Genomic DNA, 18,972 nt, shown 5'->3' on the forward strand with positions numbered 1-18,972 from the left:
AATTTCTCATGGAATTTTCAATGTTGTTTCATTGCCCCAGGTCATCCTTAGAGTTGAAGCAATCTGCCCGACAATCCCTATCCTTTAAAAATTAGCTATTTTCCCATGGGTCAGTATCAGCATTATTTACAATCCCCGTTTTGCCGATTGGGACTGGGCGTGGCCTTTGCCATGGGGGTTTTCGGACTCTTCCCCGTGCTCGCCCAAGCGACCCAATGTAAAGGAAGTTTAGGGGCGATCGCCATTGGGGATCTCGAAGTCCCTTCCGGAGCCACCTGCATTCTCCGGCAAACTACCGTACGGGGTGATGTCGTCGTCCAACCTAGGGGAACCCTCATTGCCAATGGCGCAGTGATTCAAGGTAATATTTGGGCAAAACAAGCCCTGAGTCTTAATCTCAATGCCGCGACCCAAGTGGCCGGTATTATTGAACGCCCCCTACCCCAACGCTCCCTATTCCAGCGTTAATGGTCGTCTTTTCCCCCAAACAATGGCTTAAACTGCTGCGAATCCATTTTCTCTCGGTTCGGGGTCGCGTTTTTTTCTGGTATTTACTGCTGTTATCGGGGTTCCTGGCCATTTCCTTTCCCCTGATGTTGCACTTGGTATTTAGCAACATTAACCAGCGGGTGAGAAATGATCTCAAGGAAGATGTGTATTTGTTTGAGGGTTTACTGAACAATGACCCCCAAGTGAAACAACGGCTTGCCCTCCGAGAAACCGAGATTTTGCCCCTCTCTACTCCGGCGGATTTGATTTCTCTGTTTAATCTGTATCTGGCCCGTCGGGTACCGGAGGACGACACTTTTATCGTTGGCGTGATTGCTGAGGAATTTTATCGCTCTAGCCCCGAAGCACTACCGCCGACCCTCCAGGCAGATTCTTCTCTTTTGCAACGCTTGGCCCAGGTAAACCGCTGGGAAGAGGGAGTTGATCCGCGTCCCAATTCGGAAACGGGGGACATTTTGTATGTGGCGCTCCCCATCGAAAATGAGACAGGGGATATTCTGGGGCGCTTTATTGCTGTCCATGCCGTGGCGGGGGAACACAATGAAACTCTCACGTCTTTAAAAATTGTTTTTGCGACGTTGATCGGGGTTTTTTGTTTGTCCATCGCGGTGAGTGCGGTGATTGCAGGGCGGGTTTTAGCGCCCCTAACTTTAATTTTGAAAACGGCAACAAGCATTAATGAATCCAACCTGACGCGACGGATTCCCATCACCACCCAGGGGGAATTGGCCAATTTAGCCCAGGCTTTTAACTCGATGCTAGACCGACTGGAAACGGCCTTTGAAAATCAGCGGCAGTTTCTCAATGATGTGGGCCATGAACTGCGTACGCCGATCACGATTATTCGGGGGCATTTGGAATTGATGGCGATCGCCAATCTTTCCCTCGAAGAACAAAAAACAGTGGAATTGGTTGTAGATGAACTGGATCGCATGGGCCGACTGGTGCAGGAGTTGATCCTGTTGGCGAAGTTGGAGCGGCCTAATTTTTTGCATTATGAGCCGATTGATATAGAGTCGTTTTTAGAAGAGCTCTACACGAAAATTACGGCTTTAACGTCTAGTCCTCGCCAATGGCAACGGCAGGGAATGGTGACGGGGATTCTCTGGGGCGATCGCCAACGGTTAACCCAAGCACTGATTAACCTCGCCCAAAACGCCGTTCAACACACCCAACCCCATGACGAAATTTGCCTAGGGGTCACTCGCACCGGGAAAAATTTACAATTTTGGTTACAAGATAGTGGGCAGGGAATTGCCGCCGCTGACCAAACACGGATTTTTGAACGGTTTGCCCGGGGCCGCCAAGTACGGGGCACAGAAGGCTCAGGCCTGGGGTTAGCCATCGTTAAACAGGTGGCGATCGCCCATGGTGGCAGCATTACCGTCGAAAGCGAACTCAACAAAGGCAGTACATTTACCCTGACGATTCCCTATGACCCAGATTCTGATTATCGAAGACGAACCTAGAATCGCTTCCTTCCTTCAAAAGGGGTTTAAAAGCGAAGGCTTTACGGTGACCATCGCCAGCACCGCCAAAGAAGCCCTAGACTGGGCCTTGCAATATCCCTTTTCCCTGTTGATCTTAGATTTAGGCTTGCCTGATGCCGATGGTTTAGAGGTGCTCCATGATCTGCGCGGTCAGGGGGTTACGGCCCCAATTATTATCCTCACGGCCCGCGATGACCTCGATGACAAAGTAACTGGCTTAAACCTTGGTGCCGACGATTACTTGGGTAAACCGTTTAGTTTTAAAGAACTCCTGGCCCGTGTCCAAGCGCGGTTACGCACCTTTACCCCAAGGGCGACCCCGGAACCGATGTGTCTGAAAACCCAGACGTTGGAGCTAGATCTCAAGGCGCGGCGGGTTAGGCAAGGGGATGTTTGGTTAGAGTTGCCCACCCGTGAATTTATCCTGTTAGAAACGTTGCTCCGTCATCCCGACCAAGTCCTCAGCCGTCAGCAGCTCTTGGATCAGGTGTGGGGCTATGATTACGATCCAGGCTCGAATATCGTCGATGTGTACATTGGCTATCTCCGTAAAAAGTTGGGCAGTGATCTCATCGAGACGGTGCGGGGCATTGGTTATCGCCTCAAGACCTAAACGCCAGGGCGATCGCCTGGTACAGTTGAAAAATTCCGTCGTGGGCAATGTATGATCAGCCGTTTTAATCTGCCAGCAATTTTAGAAGGATATTCCCAGGGCTATTTTCTGATGGCGGATGAGCAACAGCATTTGGGTTGGTATTCGAGTCGGCAACGGACTTTGATTCCCCTAGATGGTCGGTTTCGTTATCCCAAATCCCTGAGGCGATCGCTCAATCAACAGATTTTTACCCCCAAAATTAACCAAGCCTTTGAGGCGGTGTGTGCTGGCTGTGCCAACCGGGATGTGACCTGGATTTCGCCGGAATTACTAGACATTTATCGGGCGTTGCACCGAGCGGGGTGGGCCCACAGTTTTGAAACCTGGCGGGGGGATCAATTAGCTGGGGGGATTTTAGGCATCGCCATTGGTGGAGCCTTTATCGGGGAGTCGATGTTTTTTCAAATTCCCAATGGTTCCAAGGTGGCAATGGTTCTTTTAGTCGAACATCTGCGGCGGCAAGGCTTTATTCTGTTTGATGCCCAGCTACAAAATCCACACCTAGAGCGATTTGGTTCCTATGTCATTGATAACCAGGATTATCGACGGTTGTTAGCCCAGGCGGTGCGTTTGCGGTGTCAGTTTGCGCCGGATTAAAGAAGGGGAAAGATCTTTTTATAATTAAGGTGAGATTTCTTCGGCAATGGATTGAACGATGGCTTCCCTTGATGATTTGCTACGGGATTTAGAAAATCAACATCGCGCGGCAGCACCACAGCCACCGGACAATGGCCTGGATCAAACCCTAGCGGCGCTCCAGCAGGAATATCAAGCTCGCCCGCAGCCGACTGGGGAAAAGTCATCCCAGGGCGATCGCCTTTCGTCCATGTTGCAGGCCCTCGAACAGGAAACGACCGCCAACAAACTCAAAGATTGTGAAAAAAATCACCGTCTGTACCAAGACATTAACCGACTGATTGCCGAACAGCAGCAGCAAGCCCAACAGCCCCTCCCGGAAACAGACCTCAAGGCGATCGCCGCCGCCGAAAAGCAAAAACAGGCCCAGGCTAAATATTGGCGCACCAAAGCCGAAACTTGGCTCAAGCAACTAGATCCCCTTTCCAATGAAGGGCTCTGGTTTATGGACTTTGCCGAGGGCTATGACTCCCAGCTTGCCGCCGCGATCGAGTATCTGCAGGCATTAGAATGAGGGGACACAATTATTTTTGGCAACCCTGGCAGTAACTATGGATTGGTGGCGCAAACTTCGAAATAATACCCTGGCGCGTTTGGGCGCAATTATCCTGATCACCTTTTATGTCCTCGTCATTGGTGCTGATTTTTTTGCTCCTTATGACCCCTATGTGTCCCAGGCAGATGGTTCTTTAATGCCGCCCACAGCGATCCACTGGCGCAATGGCACCCCCCATGTTTATCCCACCAGCCAGGGGCCGACGGATCTCGACACGGGCGATCGCCAACTGATTGTCGATACTGATAACCCCCAACCGCTGCGCCTCTTTGTGAAAGGCGATCCTTACCAACTGTTCCAGATCAAATTGCCCGTGCCCCCGACCTTCGAGGAAAAAATTATCTTTCCGGGCATCCGGGGCGATCGCCATTTATTTGGGGTGGTCGGCGAGGCCCGCTTTAATCTCCTTGGCACCGACGAACAGGGGCGTGATCAATTTAGCCGCTTACTCCATGGGGGCCGCATTAGCCTCTTTATCGGCCTGGTGGGGATTGTCATTTCCTTTCCTTTGGGGATGCTCATCGGTGGCATTTCCGGCTATTTTGGCGGCTGGATCGATGCGGTCTTGATGCGCTTTGTGGAAGTGTTGATGACTATTCCGGGAATTTATCTCCTCGTTTCCCTGGCGGCGATTCTGCCCGCGAGTTTAACCAGTGCCCAGCGATTCCTCTTGATTGTGCTGATTACCTCTTTCATTAGTTGGTCTGGCCTGGCGCGGGTGATCCGGGGTCAAGTGCTCTCAATTAAAAACCAAGAATTTGTCCAGGCGGCCCAAGCAACGGGGGGGCGATCGCTCTACATCATCACCAAACATATCCTGCCCCAAACAGCGAGCTATGCGATTATCTCCGCAACCCTCGCCGTACCAGGATTTATCATTGCCGAATCGGTATTGAGCTTGATTGGCCTCGGCATTCAACAGCCCGACCCCAGTTGGGGCAATCTGCTCTCTTTGAGTACCAATGCGTCTATTTTGGTCTTGCAACCCTGGCTAGTGTGGTCGCCGGCAATTTTGATTATCGTGACGGTGCTGGCCTTTAACCTGCTCGGTGACGGGCTACGGGATGCCCTCGATCCAAAGAGCCTCCAAAACCGCCAAGACTGAACCCTGTTGCAACTAGCCGCTGGGGTGTATTGATTTAAGAAAACTAAAGACTGTTGTGAATCCTGGGGTGATTGTTCGTAGCGATGTAACCCTGGGATATTTTTGTGTTGGGCACAGAAAAAAGACCGGCGACTTTCCGTGTTTCGTCTCGGTCTTCTTTCTGGTTCGCTCCTCACACACCTGTAAGTGTAGACCATCTTTTCTCAAACTGCCATGTTTTTTTCAAGTTTTGTGTCGAAAATTTTAAATAGACCAATTAAAAAAAGCGTGAAAGCTAACGTCCCACTGCCTTTGAGTCTTATAAATTAATTTTCTAATTGTGGGAGATAATGGGCTAAAAATTGGGCGAGATAGGCAAACCACTGCCAATAATGACGGCCTTGGGTGGGATTTTCACGGAGAAAATAAAATAGAGGGCAACGGCGCTGTACTTCCCAGAGAGTTTGTTCGAGGGCGGCAAAAAGATGGGGTTTGGGTGAGCGATGGAAACTCCCTAGGACACAACGGGCGATCGCCTCTAGGAGAGCTTGCTCCCAGGCGGGCAAAAGAGTTTTTTCAAAATTCCATTGGGGCGTATCAGCGGTGTAGTCAGTGGCGAGGTGACTGAGGTTTTGGAAGCGTTGCTGTAGGTAATGGCAAGAGAATAAAAGATCTGGGGGCAACTGAGGGAAAATCAGGTTTTCTCGCTGTAATATTTGATCGAGCCAGCGGCCAATCTCCGTCGGCATCAAAAAAAATTCTAACCAACCCTGGGGGGTGGCGATCGCCTCATAGGTGAATACCGCCGTTGCAGTTCGGTGTTTTGAATCTGATTGCGGCGTTGGGGCAGTGAGCCGAGCGAGATATGCCTGGGCAATGGTCTGGGGAGGCTGGTGGCTGTGGGCGGCCAATTTTAAGGCGATCGCCGACCGAAAACCGATGCTTTGCCGTTGGAAACAGAGCTGGAGCGGAACTTCACTGGCGTTGGGAAGACCTCCCGCCTGGGCGAGGTGTACGCGAAGATCGTTGGTTAAATTGCCATCCTGGGTTATGACTGAAATGGACGCCATTGCCGCTTGCCTGGACTAGGGGGATCTTTTAGGATGATAGAGCTTTCCGCAGCTTTTGCCCGTATTAATGGCCCCTAAAACCGACCCAAGATCAGCTCACTCATATCCACTCTTTTTTTGCGTATTTTTGTGTATCTATGTAAGTAATGTCTCAGTTCTTTGCCCTTGACGAAATTAAGCCCCACTCGCCTTTAATCACAGAGTTTTTGCAAGAATGGGCGATCGCCCACTGTCGGAGTCGGACGTTTTTCCAGGAAGAAACCATTCCTACCCGACCCGGTTTGCTCTACTTTGTCACGAAAGGATTTGTGCGCCTTGAAAGTCGTCTGCGGCATTTCCAGCCTTCCCTTTCCCTGGATGGGCAACCGGTAATTTTGGCGTTTATCGGGGCCGATCAACCCATTGATATCTACCGCAGTCCGATGATCTCGTTCCAGGCGATCGCCCAGGTGGATCAAACAGAAGTCTTTTGGCTCTACTGGGAAGATCTCGACCAGTGGCCCACCCTAAAAAACAACGTATTACAAGCGCTCCGGCACCAGCAGCAACACCAGCGCCTAGAGCAGACCCTCCTGTGCCAACGCAAAACCATTGATCGGCTGTGGCTATACCTAGAAATGTTGGGGCGTACCCACGGCAACCCTTCCCCGGAAGGAATGATGATTCCGTTTCCCCTCACCAGCAAGCAATTGTCTGAGGTTCTGGGGGCCACCCAGGTAACGGTCAATCGCCTCCTCAAACAACTCATGCAAGCGGATAAAATTCAACTCACCCAGGCGGATCGGTTCCAGGTTCGCCTCAGCCACTGAAAATGAAATTTAAAGGGTTAAAGGGCGAGGATTTGACGCACCTGTTCCATGGTTTCGGTGTAGAGAACATCTTTGCCCCAGCGTTGGAGCTGTTGCCCCAGGAGATGCTCGGTTGCTTGATCAGCCAAGGGGGTGACCTGTTCAATGCGGCAGGATTGCGCACCACCACCCGATTCCATGTGCATACAGCCAGAGGTTTCTGAACAAATCACGGTGCAACAATCGGCATCAAGGTTATTGGAGGTGAGTTTGAGGCTCACGAGATCGCCGACGATATCCCCCACATCGGCCATGGGTAGACCTACTAGTTCAGCCGTAATTGCTTTTTTGTGGCGATCGCCAAAACGAATGCGGTGAATCTCATAGTCCCCTGATTCCCGTTCGATGTCTGTCGGATTCCAGCCGAGGCGACTGGCGAGCCAGCCTAAAAACAAAATCGCTTGGGTGGCATTCCCTTTTTCGTAGTTGAGGGTCACATGGTCTACATCCCAGATGGCTTCCCGTCGTTCTGGGGGGTCAAAGGCAGCGGCAGTTAACTCTTGCCAAGCTGCTAAACGACTCCAATTGAGATCGGCGGTGTTGGTGCCCTGCTGCAACAGTTCGCACACAACCTTGAGATCTGCTTCGGCATCCCGGAAACCACTGGAGTCGAGGATGAGGGTATCTGCTTCGGCCATCAACCGTTGAAAGAGGCCATAGTTGCTATCTGGCACTGCCTTCCACCAGATGAATTTTGGCAAATCCCGCACCATCAAAGCCGTAATTAGGCCCCCAATGCGCTCTAGGGCTGCCGCTGTGCCACTCAGGGTAATGTACTCGCAACAAACAAGGGTGCTACCGCCCCGTTTATTAATCGGACAATAGGCGGAAACCTGGGCGGAAACGCCTTCATCTTCACCGGTGGTGGGACAAAGGGTAATGATTCGACAGGGATTCGCAGCGGCGATCGCATCGGCCACCCCAGAACTACTCAGATCGGCCGAATAGGTCAACGGTTGGCAGCCTTGGTCCTGACTCTGGCACTCCCACATTTCCCGGAGCTTCGCGAGTAATTCCGGTGAAATCTTACCGGTTTCCTCAAAACCATAGGCTTTTTGAGCAGCCCGGATTGCTGCCACCGTGCGCGAACCAGCGATCCCATCGATTGGCCCCGAATAAAATCCTAAACTTGCCAACAATGCTTGGGAATCGTCCGGCTCATAGACCAAAAAACTAAAGGTGGTGGCCCGGGTGGCACTCATGCCCTCATCGGAGCGGTAATTTTGCCAGAGTTGTGCCAGTTCCGCTTCAATCTCCTCAATCGAGACATCCTTCGGAGCTTGCAAAGAAACAAGGGGTGCTGAAATAGTCATAATTTTTCCAGAGATTGCTTAGAGAGTTTTTTGCGAAATTTGCGTGCGAAAAGAATTAAGAAATCAAAAATAAACAAACACTGAGAGCCGATATCTGTTCCCTAAAATTGGAAATTCGCCTTTACAACCGACGCCAACGGCGACCATCCCGATTAATCAAAAATTCCGCTTCTGTCGGTTCCCAAGTCCCCGCCTCATATTGGGGCACATTGCTAGGATCCGCTGGCCCATCCCATGCCGCTAGAGCTGGTGTCACCACACGCCAAGCCTCCTCCACCTCATCGGCCCGGGTAAAGAGAGTTTGATCACCGACCATACAATCTAAAAGCAGTCGGGTGTAAGCATCCTGGGTGGCCATGGCAAAGGATGTTCCATAGCTAAAATCCATATCCACGCTGCGGGTTCTAATATCTGCGCCGGGCATTTTGGCCTCAAAGCGTAGGGAAATACCCTCATTGGGTTGAATCCGCAGGGCCAGGGTATTGGGATTCGCCTGTTTTGCTGCCGATGGGAAGATCGCCAGGGGCACCTGCTTAAATTGAATCGCAATTTCTGAAACTTTCTTGGGCAAACGCTTGCCGGTACGCAGATAGAAAGGCACCCCTTGCCAGCGCCAATTATCTACCATAAATTTCATCGCCACATAGGTGGGCGTCGTTGATTCGGGATTGACGCCGGATTCTTCCCGGTAACCGGGGACGGGTTTGCCTTTCATCCAACCTGCTTTGTACTGACCTCGAATCGCTGATTTATCAAGATTATGGATATCGGCGAGGTAGGTAGCCTGTAATACCTTGGTTTTTTCGCTGCGAATACTGTCGGCATTTAAAGCATTGGGCGCTTCCATCGCCGTTAAACAAAACAGTTGCATCAGGTGATTTTGCAACATATCCCGCAGGGCGCCGGAGGTTTCGTAATAACCTGCACGATCTTCGACACCCACCGTCTCGGCGACGGTAATTTGCACGTGATCGACGTAATGGCGATTCCAGAGGGGTTCAAAGATGGCGTTGGCAAACCGAAAGACCAACAGGTTTTGGACAGTTTCTTTGCCGAGGTAGTGGTCAATACGGTAAACCTGTTCTTCACGGCAGACGTTTTTAACGACATTGTTTAAAACTTGGGCAGAACTGAGATCTTTGCCAAAAGGTTTCTCAATGACGAGGCGGTGTTTGAGAGGATCATTGAGCATCCCAGCCGCACCCAGATTTTTGATGCCAGGCGGGAAAAACTTCGGAGAGACCGCAAGGTAAAAGACACGATTACCCCTGGTACCTCGTTTTTGATCGAGTTCGTCTAAAAAGGTTTTAAGTTTCTGGTAACTGTCGGGGTCGTCCATATTGCCGGAACAATAAAAAAGCCCTTCGGCAAAGTTGTTCCAGAGGTCTTCGCTGCCGATGCCGTCGGAAAATTCCTCAATGCCCTGGCGCATTTGTTCGCGGAAGTAATCGTGGCTCCAGTCCCGCCGAGCGACACCGACAATGGTGATCTCCGGTGGCAATAAATTATCTTTTTTGAGGGCGTAGAGGGAGGGAACGAGTTTACGCTGGGTGAGATCGCCGGAAGCACCAAAGATAACGATGATCAGGGGGTCTGGGGTGCGTTCTTGGCGGAGTCCGACTCTGAGGGGATTTTCTTGTAAGGCAACCATAGGGCTGGGTTTGAAGGAGCAATGGGGTAATCAGAAAGGGATTTTTGACATCTCCCTAAAATCCCCTATGGAGGAGACTTTAGGGGTGGGTTTGGTTAGACAGTGGCCAATTGTTTGACTTTGGTTTCGAGGGAGTCCATGAGGGATTCGAAGGGCTTGATAAATTTTTCGATCCCTTCTTCGAGGAGTTCGGCCATTACAGTGTCAAGATCGATCGCCACATCTGCGTCACCGAGGGCGGCAATGATTTGTTTGGCTTGGGCGACGTTGGCAGTAATGCGGTTGGCGGGATCGCAGTGGTCGGCACAGGCTTCGATGGTGTCGGGGGGCAGGGTATTGACGGTGTCAGCGCCGACGAGTTCATCGACATACATTACATCGCTATAGTCGGGATTTTTGGTGCCGGTGCTGGCCCAGAGGAGTCGTTGGGGTTTCGCGCCTTTCGCAGCGAGGGCTTGCCAACGGTCGCTACTGAAAATCTCAAGGTAATGTTGGTAGGCAATTTTTGCGTTGGCGATCGCCACTTTTCCTTTGAGACCGATCAGCTTGCTGGCGACATCTTCGCTGACCCCGGATTTAATTTTGGCATCGAGTTGATTGTCGATGTTGACGTCAATGCGGCTGAGGAAGAAGCTGGCAACGGAGGCAATGTTGCTGATATCTTCCCCGGCAGCGGCGCGTTTTTCGAGTCCTTCGATGTAGGCCCAAGCGGTGTCGATGTAGGCTTGTACAGAAAATAGCAGGGTGACGTTGACGTTAATGCCTTCGGCGATCGCCTGGGTGACGGCGGGCAAGCCTTCGGGGGTACCGGGGATTTTGATCATTACGTTGGGACGACCAATTTCCTTGAAATAGCGGCGGGCTTCTTTGATCGTGCTTTCGGTGTCTTTGGCAATGTTGGGGGGAACTTCGATGCTCACATAGCCATCGAGGGCGTCGGTTTTTTCGTAGACCCCCGCAAAAATATCGCAGGCGTTACCGATATCCTCAAACACAATGGATTCGTAGATTTCGAGGGTGGATTTTCCGGCCGCAATGCCCTGCTTGATCGCCTCGTCGTAAATTTCGTTGCCGGCGATCGCCTTTTCAAAAATTGCTGGATTAGAGGTAATCCCATGGATCCCCCGACTGTCGATCAATTGTGCCAATTCCCCAGAGGTGATTAAATCCCGACTGAGGTTATCCATCCAGATACTTTGACCATAGTCTTCAATATCAATAATCGGGTTTGCGGTAGCCATAGGTCATTACTCCTTTTTTTGTGTGCGGCGATCGCCCCCAAGCAGTGGGTATTAATGTTTTGATACAGTGCGTGGGGGCACTACTCTCAACTTACAAGATCTTTTTAAAAGTGGCCGGGGATTGTTGAGGAAGTTTTCACTTTTTGAAAAAATCTTGACCTAATTTGTGAGGATTACCTCACCTCAAGGGCCGGGGTCTGAATTACCGGGACGAAAGAATTCTTTTAAAGGCTGTTTTTAAACAGGTTAAATTTTCCCTAAAGCGTTGCTTTGCTCAGTGTTGTGACCATAGAAAAGCTCTTTTTGGCTGCTAATCTCCCCTAACCCTTGGCATTTCTTAAACAAATATAAAATTACGTCTTCAGTGAAAACTTTTCTTTAGAAAAAAACATTAAAACTTAAGATTTCACCACCTTGATTTTCGCTAGCTAAAAAATGCCTATTGGAAGGGTTGGATTTCGATGGCGTCCCCATCTTTAAGATAGGGGGCTCCTTTTACCACTAGGCGATCGCCCGCTTGCAACCCCCCTAGAACTTCAATCTGGTCATCGTCTAAAAGCTCCCCAAGTTGGACAGTGACGGCGGTAACGGTGTTGTCATTATTCACCCGGAAAACCGTCGCCTGCTCGCCATCCTGGGGAATCACAGCCTCCGTGGGCACCCCTAAACCCTGGGCTTGGGCCAGAATGATATTGCCCCGCAAAAACATTCCTGGCTTGAGGTCTGTCCCTGGGGGCAAACTAATTTTTAGGGTCGCCTGGCGGGATTGTCGGTCAACGGTGGGGACAATCTCTTGGATCTGCCCCGTGAGCTGAAGATTGGGATCGCGATCGCTGGTAATTTCAACGGTTTGGCCGATTTCAACCTGATTCAGTTGGGTTTCGGGAATGTTTGCTTCGAGTTCTAATTGCCCTGCTTCTAAAAGATTAAATAACGGCTCATTGGCAGCACTGAGATCACCGAGTTGAGCGAATTTTTCGAGGATTTTACCGGAGCGCGGTGCTCGGACTTGGGTCTCCCGTAACCGGGTGGTCACTAGGCTAACCTGGGCCTGGGCCTGTTGTAGTTGGGCTTCTGCCTGGGCCAGGGTTTCAAGACGGGGGCCACGGCGCAATTCTTGCAGGCGTTGTTCGGCTTCCCGTAATGTGGCCTGATTTTGACTGACACTGGCGGCGGCACCATCGCGACGGGTGCGGGTCTCATCGAGGGTATCGGCGGCGATCGCCCCAGCTTCAAATAATTCTTGGTTTCGTTGTAGGCGTTGTTCGCTCAGCTTGAGATCCGCTTGGCTCCGACCGAGGGCAGCCCTGGCTTGGTTCACTTGTTCCTGGGCGCGGGCAAGTTCTTCGGAGCGGGCTCCGGCTCTGAGTTCGGCGAGGCGGGCTTGGGCTTGGGCGACCTGGGCTTGGGCTTGACGGAGTTCTGCCTGGAGGGTGGCATTATCCAGTTGGGCCAGCAGTTGACCGGCTTGAACATTGTCCCCTTCATCCACCAAAAGATTAGTAATCTGGAGACCCGAACGGGCCGCCGTAACTGCCACAATCTCGGCGGGGGTAACGGTGCCCACAATCGCCATGGTTTTGGCGATCGCCTGGGGTTCGAGGGTCAAGGTCGTGACAGCTCGCCCAGGGGCTTGATTGGGATTTGTCGTTGGGGCGGATGAGGTTTCTTCGGGTTGGGAGCTGGAAAATTGCCCCCCCACATAGGTGGCGATCGCCCCGATTAAAATTCCGACCACCAAACCAAGCCAGGGTAGCCGCTTCGATTGAGAGGCGATCGCTGGATTATCAGTCGGATCCGGTTTCGGGGCGAGTTGGGTCACGATGGGATATTTGTAATATTGCTTAATAATTATCTTAAAAAATTTTGGGCTGATTTGGTGGCTTTCGCCAGAAGTCCCCAGAAACTTGGGTGACAACCCACCCCGAAAGTTACAGTGGCGGCCCCCGTCCGCCGAAAAGGAGTGTCAAAATATAAACATTGTCTTAAATTTTCTCCATGACCCTTGAGTTGATTTCCCTAGAAACCCTGCAAACCCTCGTCACAGAGTATGGCTATTGGTCTGTTTTTATCGGCATCGGCCTGGAAAATATGGGTATCCCCCTCCCCGGAGAAGCGTTAACCTTGCTGGGGGGCTTTTTTGCCGGGAGTGGCGAGCTACAATACCGCTGGGTTTTGTGTGGGGCGATCGCCGGATCATTCATCGGCAATAATATCGGCTACCTAGCAGGGAAGTGGGGTGGATTGCCGCTGCTCCAGAAAGTGGCCCATATTTTTAAAATTAGTGACGAAAAGCTCGCCGAAACGAAGCAAAAGTTTTTAGAAAATGCCCCTAAAGCTGTTTTTGTTGGTCGGTTTATCACCTTTTTTCGGATTTTTGCCGCTCCCTTCGCCGGCATTGTGGGGATGGCCTGGCCGATCTTTCTGCTGTGCAATTTAGCGGGGGCGATCGCCTGGGGAACAGTGACGGTGACGCTCCCCTATTTTCTCGGACGCATCATGCCCCTGGCGGATGTGTTGCGGTTCATGGCGAAATTCGGTCTCCTTGTTTTTGCCCTCGTCGCGGCCTGGATTATTGTTCCCCTGTGGTTGGAGTATCGCCCCCGCAACCAACCGGAAAAATAAGCCGCGAAATCTTCAAGTTTTCTCGTCTACCCCAGCAAGCCGCTCGCCAGTCACCCCTAATGATTCAGTGGATAGTCTCTTAGCTCAAAGCACCACCACAACTCGAGCCACTTCCCGCTGTGCAACCATAGCAATAGGGTTTCGTCGCCACCGTTTCAATGACATCTAAAGATTCTGCCTCTAGGAGGTGCCGCACCGTTACCGGTTGGCCGTCGGGAGTGCGGGCTGGTAGAGCTTCCATCTGGTTAAAATCACAATCGAAAATATTGCCTTCATAATCCACAGAAAGCTGACTACGACACATGAGATTAGGCACTGTCGTCCCGTTGTGATGTGCCGCCAAAAAGCTGAGATAGGGTTTATAGAGCGCATGGGCCTGGAGATAATTTTTTACGCGGCCAATGGGTAAATTTGTGATCGTAAACAGGTGATTAAACTGAATTTGAAAATGGCGTGCTAAATAAGCTTTGTAATCCTGCTCTAGGTTCGCTTGATTGGGCGTGAGGGAAAAGTCTTGGTTCCGGGGCACGGGCGGATTGTAAACCAAATCCAAGACTAGGGCGGGATCTCGGCCATAACCCAAGGCATTTAATCGTTGTAGGGCCGCAATACAATCTTGGTACACTCCCGCACCCCGTTGGTGATCGACGTTATCTTCTAAATAACAGGGCAGGGAAGCCACCACTCGTACCTGATTTTCCGCAAAATAGGCGGGTAAATTTTCGTACCCAGGCACGAAAAAAATGGTTAGGTTTGAGCGCACAATCACATCTTTCCCTGTTTCCCGTGCTGCAGCCACCAGTTGCCGGAACCCATCGTGCATTTCCGGTGCTCCCCCCGTGAGATCCACCGTTTGAATTTGGGGAAAGGTGCGAATCAGTTGGATCAATTGGGCACAAATTTCTGGGCTGAGTGCCTCGGTGCGCTTCGGGCCGGCCTCAACATGGCAATGGGTACAGGCGAGGTTACATTTTTTGCCGAGGTTAATTTGGAGAGTGCTGATGGGGGTTTTGCTTAGGGGTTGACCCAAGGTTTTCTGAAAAGCTGGGATTGCAGTTTGGGTTGGGGTTTGAACCATGGTGATTGGGATAACAGAACAGGGATGAGTTTTGAGCAATTTAGCAACAACTGTCAGTGCGACAACAGGCGTCGTCTTCGGTCAGTTGGGTGAGCTGGTAATCTGCGCCCTTGGTCTCCTGGAGATCACGGCGAGCCTCTGGGTGACAGTTAAATGGGGCGGCTGTTTCCGGGGGAATTGCTTGGTAGGGGGCAACGGGGATAAATTGCCCAGCATAGGGGCCATCGGGATTCGTCAGGCGTTGAAAGGTTTGATCGCACACGGCCATTCTTTCACCTCGAAAATAGGTGCGACCTGCATCATCTTGGATCTGCTTCCAGGGGCCTTTGTAAATGACGGCTTGGTGCCGTTCGCGACCAATTTCTTTTTCGCCTTTATAGGCCCGGACGGTCATAGAGCGAAATTCGATACCATCAATGGTCTGCCAGGATTCAGCCCCGTAATTAAGGATTTCAACGCTAGAAAAACCCGCCGCCTCAAACATTTGCAAAAATTCAGCTTCCAGAAAAGCGCCAGCAATACAACCACTCCATAGCTCTGGATCATTGAGGATTTTTTCGGTGGGTGGCTCATCACAGACAATATCCGAGATAACGGCGCGGCCCCCTTTTTTCAGAACCCGGTGGATTTCCTGGAACAGTTGTTGTTTATCACTGGGTTTGACGAGGTTTAAAACACAGTTGGAGATCACGAGGTCAATGCTCTCGTCGGCAATTAGGGGGGACTCTGCCCGGAGGCGATCGCCTTCTGTTTCATAGCGGGCAATATCTTCTAGGGTGGTAATGGGATTTGCCTGGAGCCAAGCCTGGAGCAGATCAAGGGGAAGTTTAAGGTCTTGGATTTTCCCTTTGACAAATTCGGTATTCTGGAAGCCAATTTTCGTGGCGATCGCCCCTTGATATTTGCGGGCGAGATTTAACATCACATCATTAAAATCAACGCCAATCACCTTCCCCGTCGGCCCCACTTTTTGGGCGACCATGTAGCAATTTTTGCCAGCTCCACACCCCAGATCAAGGACGGTATCTCCTGGGATTGCATAGCGAGTCGGATCACCACAGCCGTAATCCTTCGTCAAAATTTCATCGGGAATCACATCCAGATAATGGACATCCTGGTAGTCCGTCGGGCAACACAGACTGGGTTCGTGGGTCTGGGCTCCCGCTTGGTAGCGACTGAGAACCGCATTCTCCACATCGTAAGTCGGTGTAATACTTTGTTCGGGCATTGGTGAGTTTCGACCCCAGATCAGCGCGTATGTGTTGATCATCATATCGATGATTTATGAAAATCACCTGAGTCAATGGCGCAAATACAGCTAAATCACCTGAATTTCTCCACCATCGGTTAACCTTTGACCCTATGTTTGCCCCTCGGTTCTTGCCTACAATGGGAAAGAATTTTTAAGTTTAAATGTTGTCTTCCCCCATGACCTCAAACGCTGCCCCCGTTGGAACTGACTTTGATCGTGCCATGATGCAACGCTGTATTACGTTAGCAAAGCAGGCAGCCGGAAAAACCGCCCCAAACCCAATGGTGGGCGCTGTGGTCGTTCAAGATCAAAACATTATTGGTGAAGGATTTCATCCGGGGGCAGGTCAACCCCATGCAGAGGTGTTTGCACTCCGGGAGGCAGGGGCAGCCGCCCAAGGAGCAACGCTCTATGTCAGCCTAGAACCCTGTAACCACCACGGCAGAACACCTCCCTGTAGTCAGGCGGTGGTTAAAGCGGGCATCTCTAAGGTCGTAGTCGGCATGGTCGATCCGAATCCTTTAGTGGCGGGGGGCGGTTTAAAAACCCTCACGGATGCGGGCATCGAAGTTGTAACGGGTGTCGAAGAGGCTGCTTGTCGAGAGTTAAATGCGGGTTTTATTTGGCGGATGTTGCATCAGCGTCCCCTTGGTATTTTGAAATATGCCATGACCCTCGATGGAAAAATTGCCACGACCACGGGCCACAGTGCTTGGATTACTCACCAGGAAACCCGCAACCAGGTCTATGACCTCCGTTCCCAGTGTGATGCGGTGGTTGTCGGGGGCAATACGGTACGCCTTGATAATCCCTATTTAACGACCCACGGTACCGCTGACCATAATCCTTTGCGCATTGTTGTGAGCCAAACTTTAACCCTGCCCCGCGATCGCCATTTGTGGGATGTGACCGCTGCCCCGACAGTGGTTTTAACCCAGGCCACAGCGAATCCAGAGATGCAGGCTTTCCTCCAGCAACGGGGCGTGGAAGTGGCACACCTCGATCCAGTTTCCCCTGAAGGCGTGATGCAATATCTCTATGACCGGGGTTGTTTGCAGGTGCTATGGGAATGCGGCGGCACCCTCGCGGCGGCGGCGATCGCCTCTGGCAGTATCCAGAAAGTGATGGCTTTTATCGCCCCGAAAATTATTGGTGGTCAAGGGGCACCGACCCCTGTAGGTAACTTAGGTTTAACGCTGATGGACGAGGCGATCGCCCTCGAAAATGTCCAGCTTCAATCCATCGGCCATGATTTTTTAATAGAAGGTCAATTATCCACTATATAGATTTTTATTGTTTGCTTAAATGAGGTTAATTTGGTAACAATGTTAAATATTTCTTTAGGTGATTTTTCAGCAGAAAATGACTTGAACCTCAGCGAATATTTTGTTGAAGATACCCCAGCTTATAGAGCTTCAGAAGACATAAATGATGATCGGTACATATTATTAGGGCGTACTGGTTCAGGTAAATCCGCAATATTATCACACATTAACAGCAAATTTAGAGATAATAGTAATTATATCTGTGCTTTTATTCGACCAGAAAAAAGCTATCTAGAAGCCATTATTCAAACAGATGAATTCTTTGAATTGAAAACAATAAAAGGGCTTGAAAAAATACTTTTTAAGCTCATATGGCAATATGTAATTATGATTGAGGTTCTCCGAGAAAAATATGGACATAATGGTCCAGCAAGAAAACTTAAATTATTGATTGGGAATGATCTAAAAGCTTATAAATTCCTAAATAAAGTCAATCAATTATCTAGAGAAAATCAAACGTTAGCTGACGTAATAATTAATTTATTGAAGGAAATAAAAATTCAAATAAAAGATATTTCAGTTTCCGCAGGGAAAGACGCAAGATCGTCTTCTTACGAAGTTACTCATGGGCTCATTAAAGAGACCGAAAGTTTTCATAAAAATGGATTTTGGGATGTAGTTGGTGGAGCGAAATTGTATCTTCTATTCGATGATTTAGATCTTGGATGGAATCCTGAAGATGAAAATCAACAACTACTTCTTGGTAGTTTGTTCATGGTTATGAAAGACTATGTTTATCGAGAAAGAGTAAAACCATTGATTGCATTGAGAACAAATATTCTTGAGGGATTAGATTTACCTCAAAGAGAAAAATTTGACAACAATATACTACGAATCTCTTGGACTAAACCTAAGCTTGAAACCATGCTTCTACTACGTTTTATTAGATACTCTACTACTCGAAAAATTGAAGGCATGAGTGACATCTTTGATTTAAGCTCTCAAGAAAATATAAATTCTCCTGTTGATTACATGATTAAAAGAACCCTCTATCGACCACGAGATTTATTAGCCTTTTGTATGCATGCGATCGAAGAAACAAGCAAAATTGGTTGTGGCAAGATTACAATCAAAAATGTTGTTGATGCCGAATCTCAATATTCCTTGAATAGAACACAGGCACTTGCAGATGAGTGGAAGTATCTATATCCTGATTTGGATTCTCTCGTTAAGCTTTTAATAAAAATTGCAAAAAACACTGGAAACCTTGAAGATATTTCTCCGAAAAAACTTAAAGAAATTTTAATCGAGGCAAAAGAGAGAATTTTAACTACGCCTGAGCCTAATCATTTTTATGAAAATATTAAGTGGCTGGGTTCATATTTTCCTGACGATAATAGTCCTGGTGAAATTGTTAATAGATTATTTAAGTTAGGTATTATTGGGTATAAGCAACTTTCAGATAGTAGATATATTTTTTCGTATGAATTAGATAAACTACCAGACATCGATGAAAGTACATATTTTACTTTTCATCCAATGTTTGAAAAACTATCTACAAGTGAACTAGCATTTGGAGACAGAAATCCTTGGGAATAATATGGAGTCAGTCATTATTATTATGGGATTTAGATGTTGAATACTAGGTTCTAGAATTGCAGCAATACAGCGTTTTCCAGTCTAATGAGTCGTCAATAG

17 protein-coding genes are annotated in these 18,972 nt (G+C 49.6%); 10 read left to right on the top strand and 7 right to left on the bottom strand.

Annotated elements, in window-relative coordinates; all coding sequences use genetic code 11:
- Positions 1-105: 105 nt before the first annotated feature.
- From FEK30_RS11465 to FEK30_RS11490, 6 genes are read left to right on the top strand one after another with little or no spacing between them, the layout of a single operon-like run.
- On the top strand, positions 106-468 hold the full coding sequence (locus FEK30_RS11465) for a hypothetical protein (RefSeq protein ID WP_012307064.1): 363 nt from the start codon (positions 106-108) through the stop codon (positions 466-468).
- A complete protein-coding gene (locus FEK30_RS11470) occupies positions 468-1,979 on the top strand; it encodes a sensor histidine kinase (RefSeq protein WP_030007177.1) in 1,512 nt (503 codons plus the stop codon). Before FEK30_RS11465 ends, FEK30_RS11470 begins: the two co-directional genes overlap by 1 nt.
- Complete coding sequence (locus tag FEK30_RS11475) at positions 1,945-2,613, top strand: response regulator transcription factor (RefSeq protein WP_030007176.1); 669 nt, start codon at positions 1,945-1,947, stop codon at positions 2,611-2,613. Before FEK30_RS11470 ends, FEK30_RS11475 begins: the two co-directional genes overlap by 35 nt.
- A 51-nt stretch (positions 2,614-2,664) precedes the next feature.
- On the top strand, positions 2,665-3,252 hold the full coding sequence (aat, locus tag FEK30_RS11480; protein ID WP_012307067.1) for a leucyl/phenylalanyl-tRNA--protein transferase: 588 nt from the start codon (positions 2,665-2,667) through the stop codon (positions 3,250-3,252).
- Between the two features lie 58 nt (positions 3,253-3,310).
- A complete protein-coding gene (locus FEK30_RS11485) occupies positions 3,311-3,805 on the top strand; it encodes a salt stress protein, Slr1339 family (RefSeq protein ID WP_138073256.1) in 495 nt (164 codons plus the stop codon).
- A gap of 37 nt (positions 3,806-3,842) precedes the next feature.
- Positions 3,843-4,952: an ABC transporter permease gene (locus tag FEK30_RS11490; RefSeq protein WP_030007174.1), complete on the top strand. Its 1,110-nt coding sequence runs from the start codon at positions 3,843-3,845 to the stop codon at positions 4,950-4,952.
- Between the two features lie 305 nt (positions 4,953-5,257).
- Here the strand turns inward: FEK30_RS11490 and FEK30_RS11495 are convergent, their stop codons facing one another.
- A complete protein-coding gene (locus FEK30_RS11495) occupies positions 5,258-6,001 on the bottom strand; it encodes a hypothetical protein (protein ID WP_138073257.1) in 744 nt (247 codons plus the stop codon).
- 146 nt (positions 6,002-6,147) lie between these two features.
- On the opposite strand from FEK30_RS11495, the gene FEK30_RS11500 reads away from it, so the two are divergent.
- On the top strand, positions 6,148-6,810 hold the full coding sequence (locus tag FEK30_RS11500) for a Crp/Fnr family transcriptional regulator (protein WP_012307071.1): 663 nt from the start codon (positions 6,148-6,150) through the stop codon (positions 6,808-6,810).
- A gap of 17 nt (positions 6,811-6,827) precedes the next feature.
- Here FEK30_RS11500 and opcA read toward each other — a convergent pair whose 3' ends face one another.
- From opcA to FEK30_RS11520, 4 genes are all read right to left on the bottom strand, one after another.
- On the bottom strand, positions 6,828-8,165 hold the full coding sequence (gene opcA / locus FEK30_RS11505) for a glucose-6-phosphate dehydrogenase assembly protein OpcA (protein WP_065710675.1): 1,338 nt from the start codon (positions 8,163-8,165) through the stop codon (positions 6,828-6,830).
- A gap of 118 nt (positions 8,166-8,283) precedes the next feature.
- The gene (gene zwf / locus FEK30_RS11510; protein WP_030007170.1) at positions 8,284-9,813 is read right to left on the bottom strand and encodes a glucose-6-phosphate dehydrogenase; all 1,530 of its coding nucleotides are present in this window, start codon (positions 9,811-9,813) and stop codon (positions 8,284-8,286) included.
- A gap of 95 nt (positions 9,814-9,908) precedes the next feature.
- Entirely contained in the window at positions 9,909-11,054 is a 1,146-nt protein-coding gene (tal, locus tag FEK30_RS11515; protein WP_030007169.1) for a transaldolase, read from the bottom strand.
- 439 nt (positions 11,055-11,493) lie between these two features.
- Positions 11,494-12,876: an efflux RND transporter periplasmic adaptor subunit gene (locus FEK30_RS11520; protein WP_138073258.1), complete on the bottom strand. Its 1,383-nt coding sequence runs from the start codon at positions 12,874-12,876 to the stop codon at positions 11,494-11,496.
- A gap of 176 nt (positions 12,877-13,052) precedes the next feature.
- Between FEK30_RS11520 and FEK30_RS11525 the strand changes: the two genes are divergently transcribed.
- The gene (locus FEK30_RS11525; RefSeq protein WP_138073259.1) at positions 13,053-13,679 is read left to right on the top strand and encodes a DedA family protein; all 627 of its coding nucleotides are present in this window, start codon (positions 13,053-13,055) and stop codon (positions 13,677-13,679) included.
- 79 nt (positions 13,680-13,758) lie between these two features.
- Here the strand turns inward: FEK30_RS11525 and arsS are convergent, their stop codons facing one another.
- Both arsS and FEK30_RS11535 read right to left on the bottom strand, forming a co-directional pair.
- Positions 13,759-14,757 carry an arsenosugar biosynthesis radical SAM (seleno)protein ArsS gene (gene arsS, locus FEK30_RS11530; protein ID WP_138073260.1) on the bottom strand — a complete coding sequence of 333 codons (999 nt, stop codon included), beginning with the start codon at positions 14,755-14,757 and terminating at the stop codon, positions 13,759-13,761.
- A gap of 40 nt (positions 14,758-14,797) precedes the next feature.
- On the bottom strand, positions 14,798-15,985 hold the full coding sequence (locus FEK30_RS11535) for a DUF8838 domain-containing protein (RefSeq protein ID WP_138073261.1): 1,188 nt from the start codon (positions 15,983-15,985) through the stop codon (positions 14,798-14,800).
- Between the two features lie 200 nt (positions 15,986-16,185).
- Here FEK30_RS11535 and ribD point away from each other — a divergent pair, with 200 nt between their 5' ends.
- Entirely contained in the window at positions 16,186-17,295 is a 1,110-nt protein-coding gene (ribD, locus tag FEK30_RS11540; RefSeq protein ID WP_138073262.1) for a bifunctional diaminohydroxyphosphoribosylaminopyrimidine deaminase/5-amino-6-(5-phosphoribosylamino)uracil reductase RibD, read from the top strand.
- A 39-nt stretch (positions 17,296-17,334) separates the two neighbouring features.
- Positions 17,335-18,873, top strand: coding sequence for a P-loop ATPase, Sll1717 family (locus FEK30_RS11545; RefSeq protein WP_138073263.1), 1,539 nt, complete (start codon positions 17,335-17,337; stop codon positions 18,871-18,873).
- The last annotated feature ends 99 nt before the right edge of the window (positions 18,874-18,972 follow it).

Origin of the sequence: Picosynechococcus sp. PCC 11901, assembly GCF_005577135.1 — a bacterium.
Taxonomy (GTDB): Bacteria; Cyanobacteriota; Cyanobacteriia; order Cyanobacteriales; family MRBY01; genus MRBY01.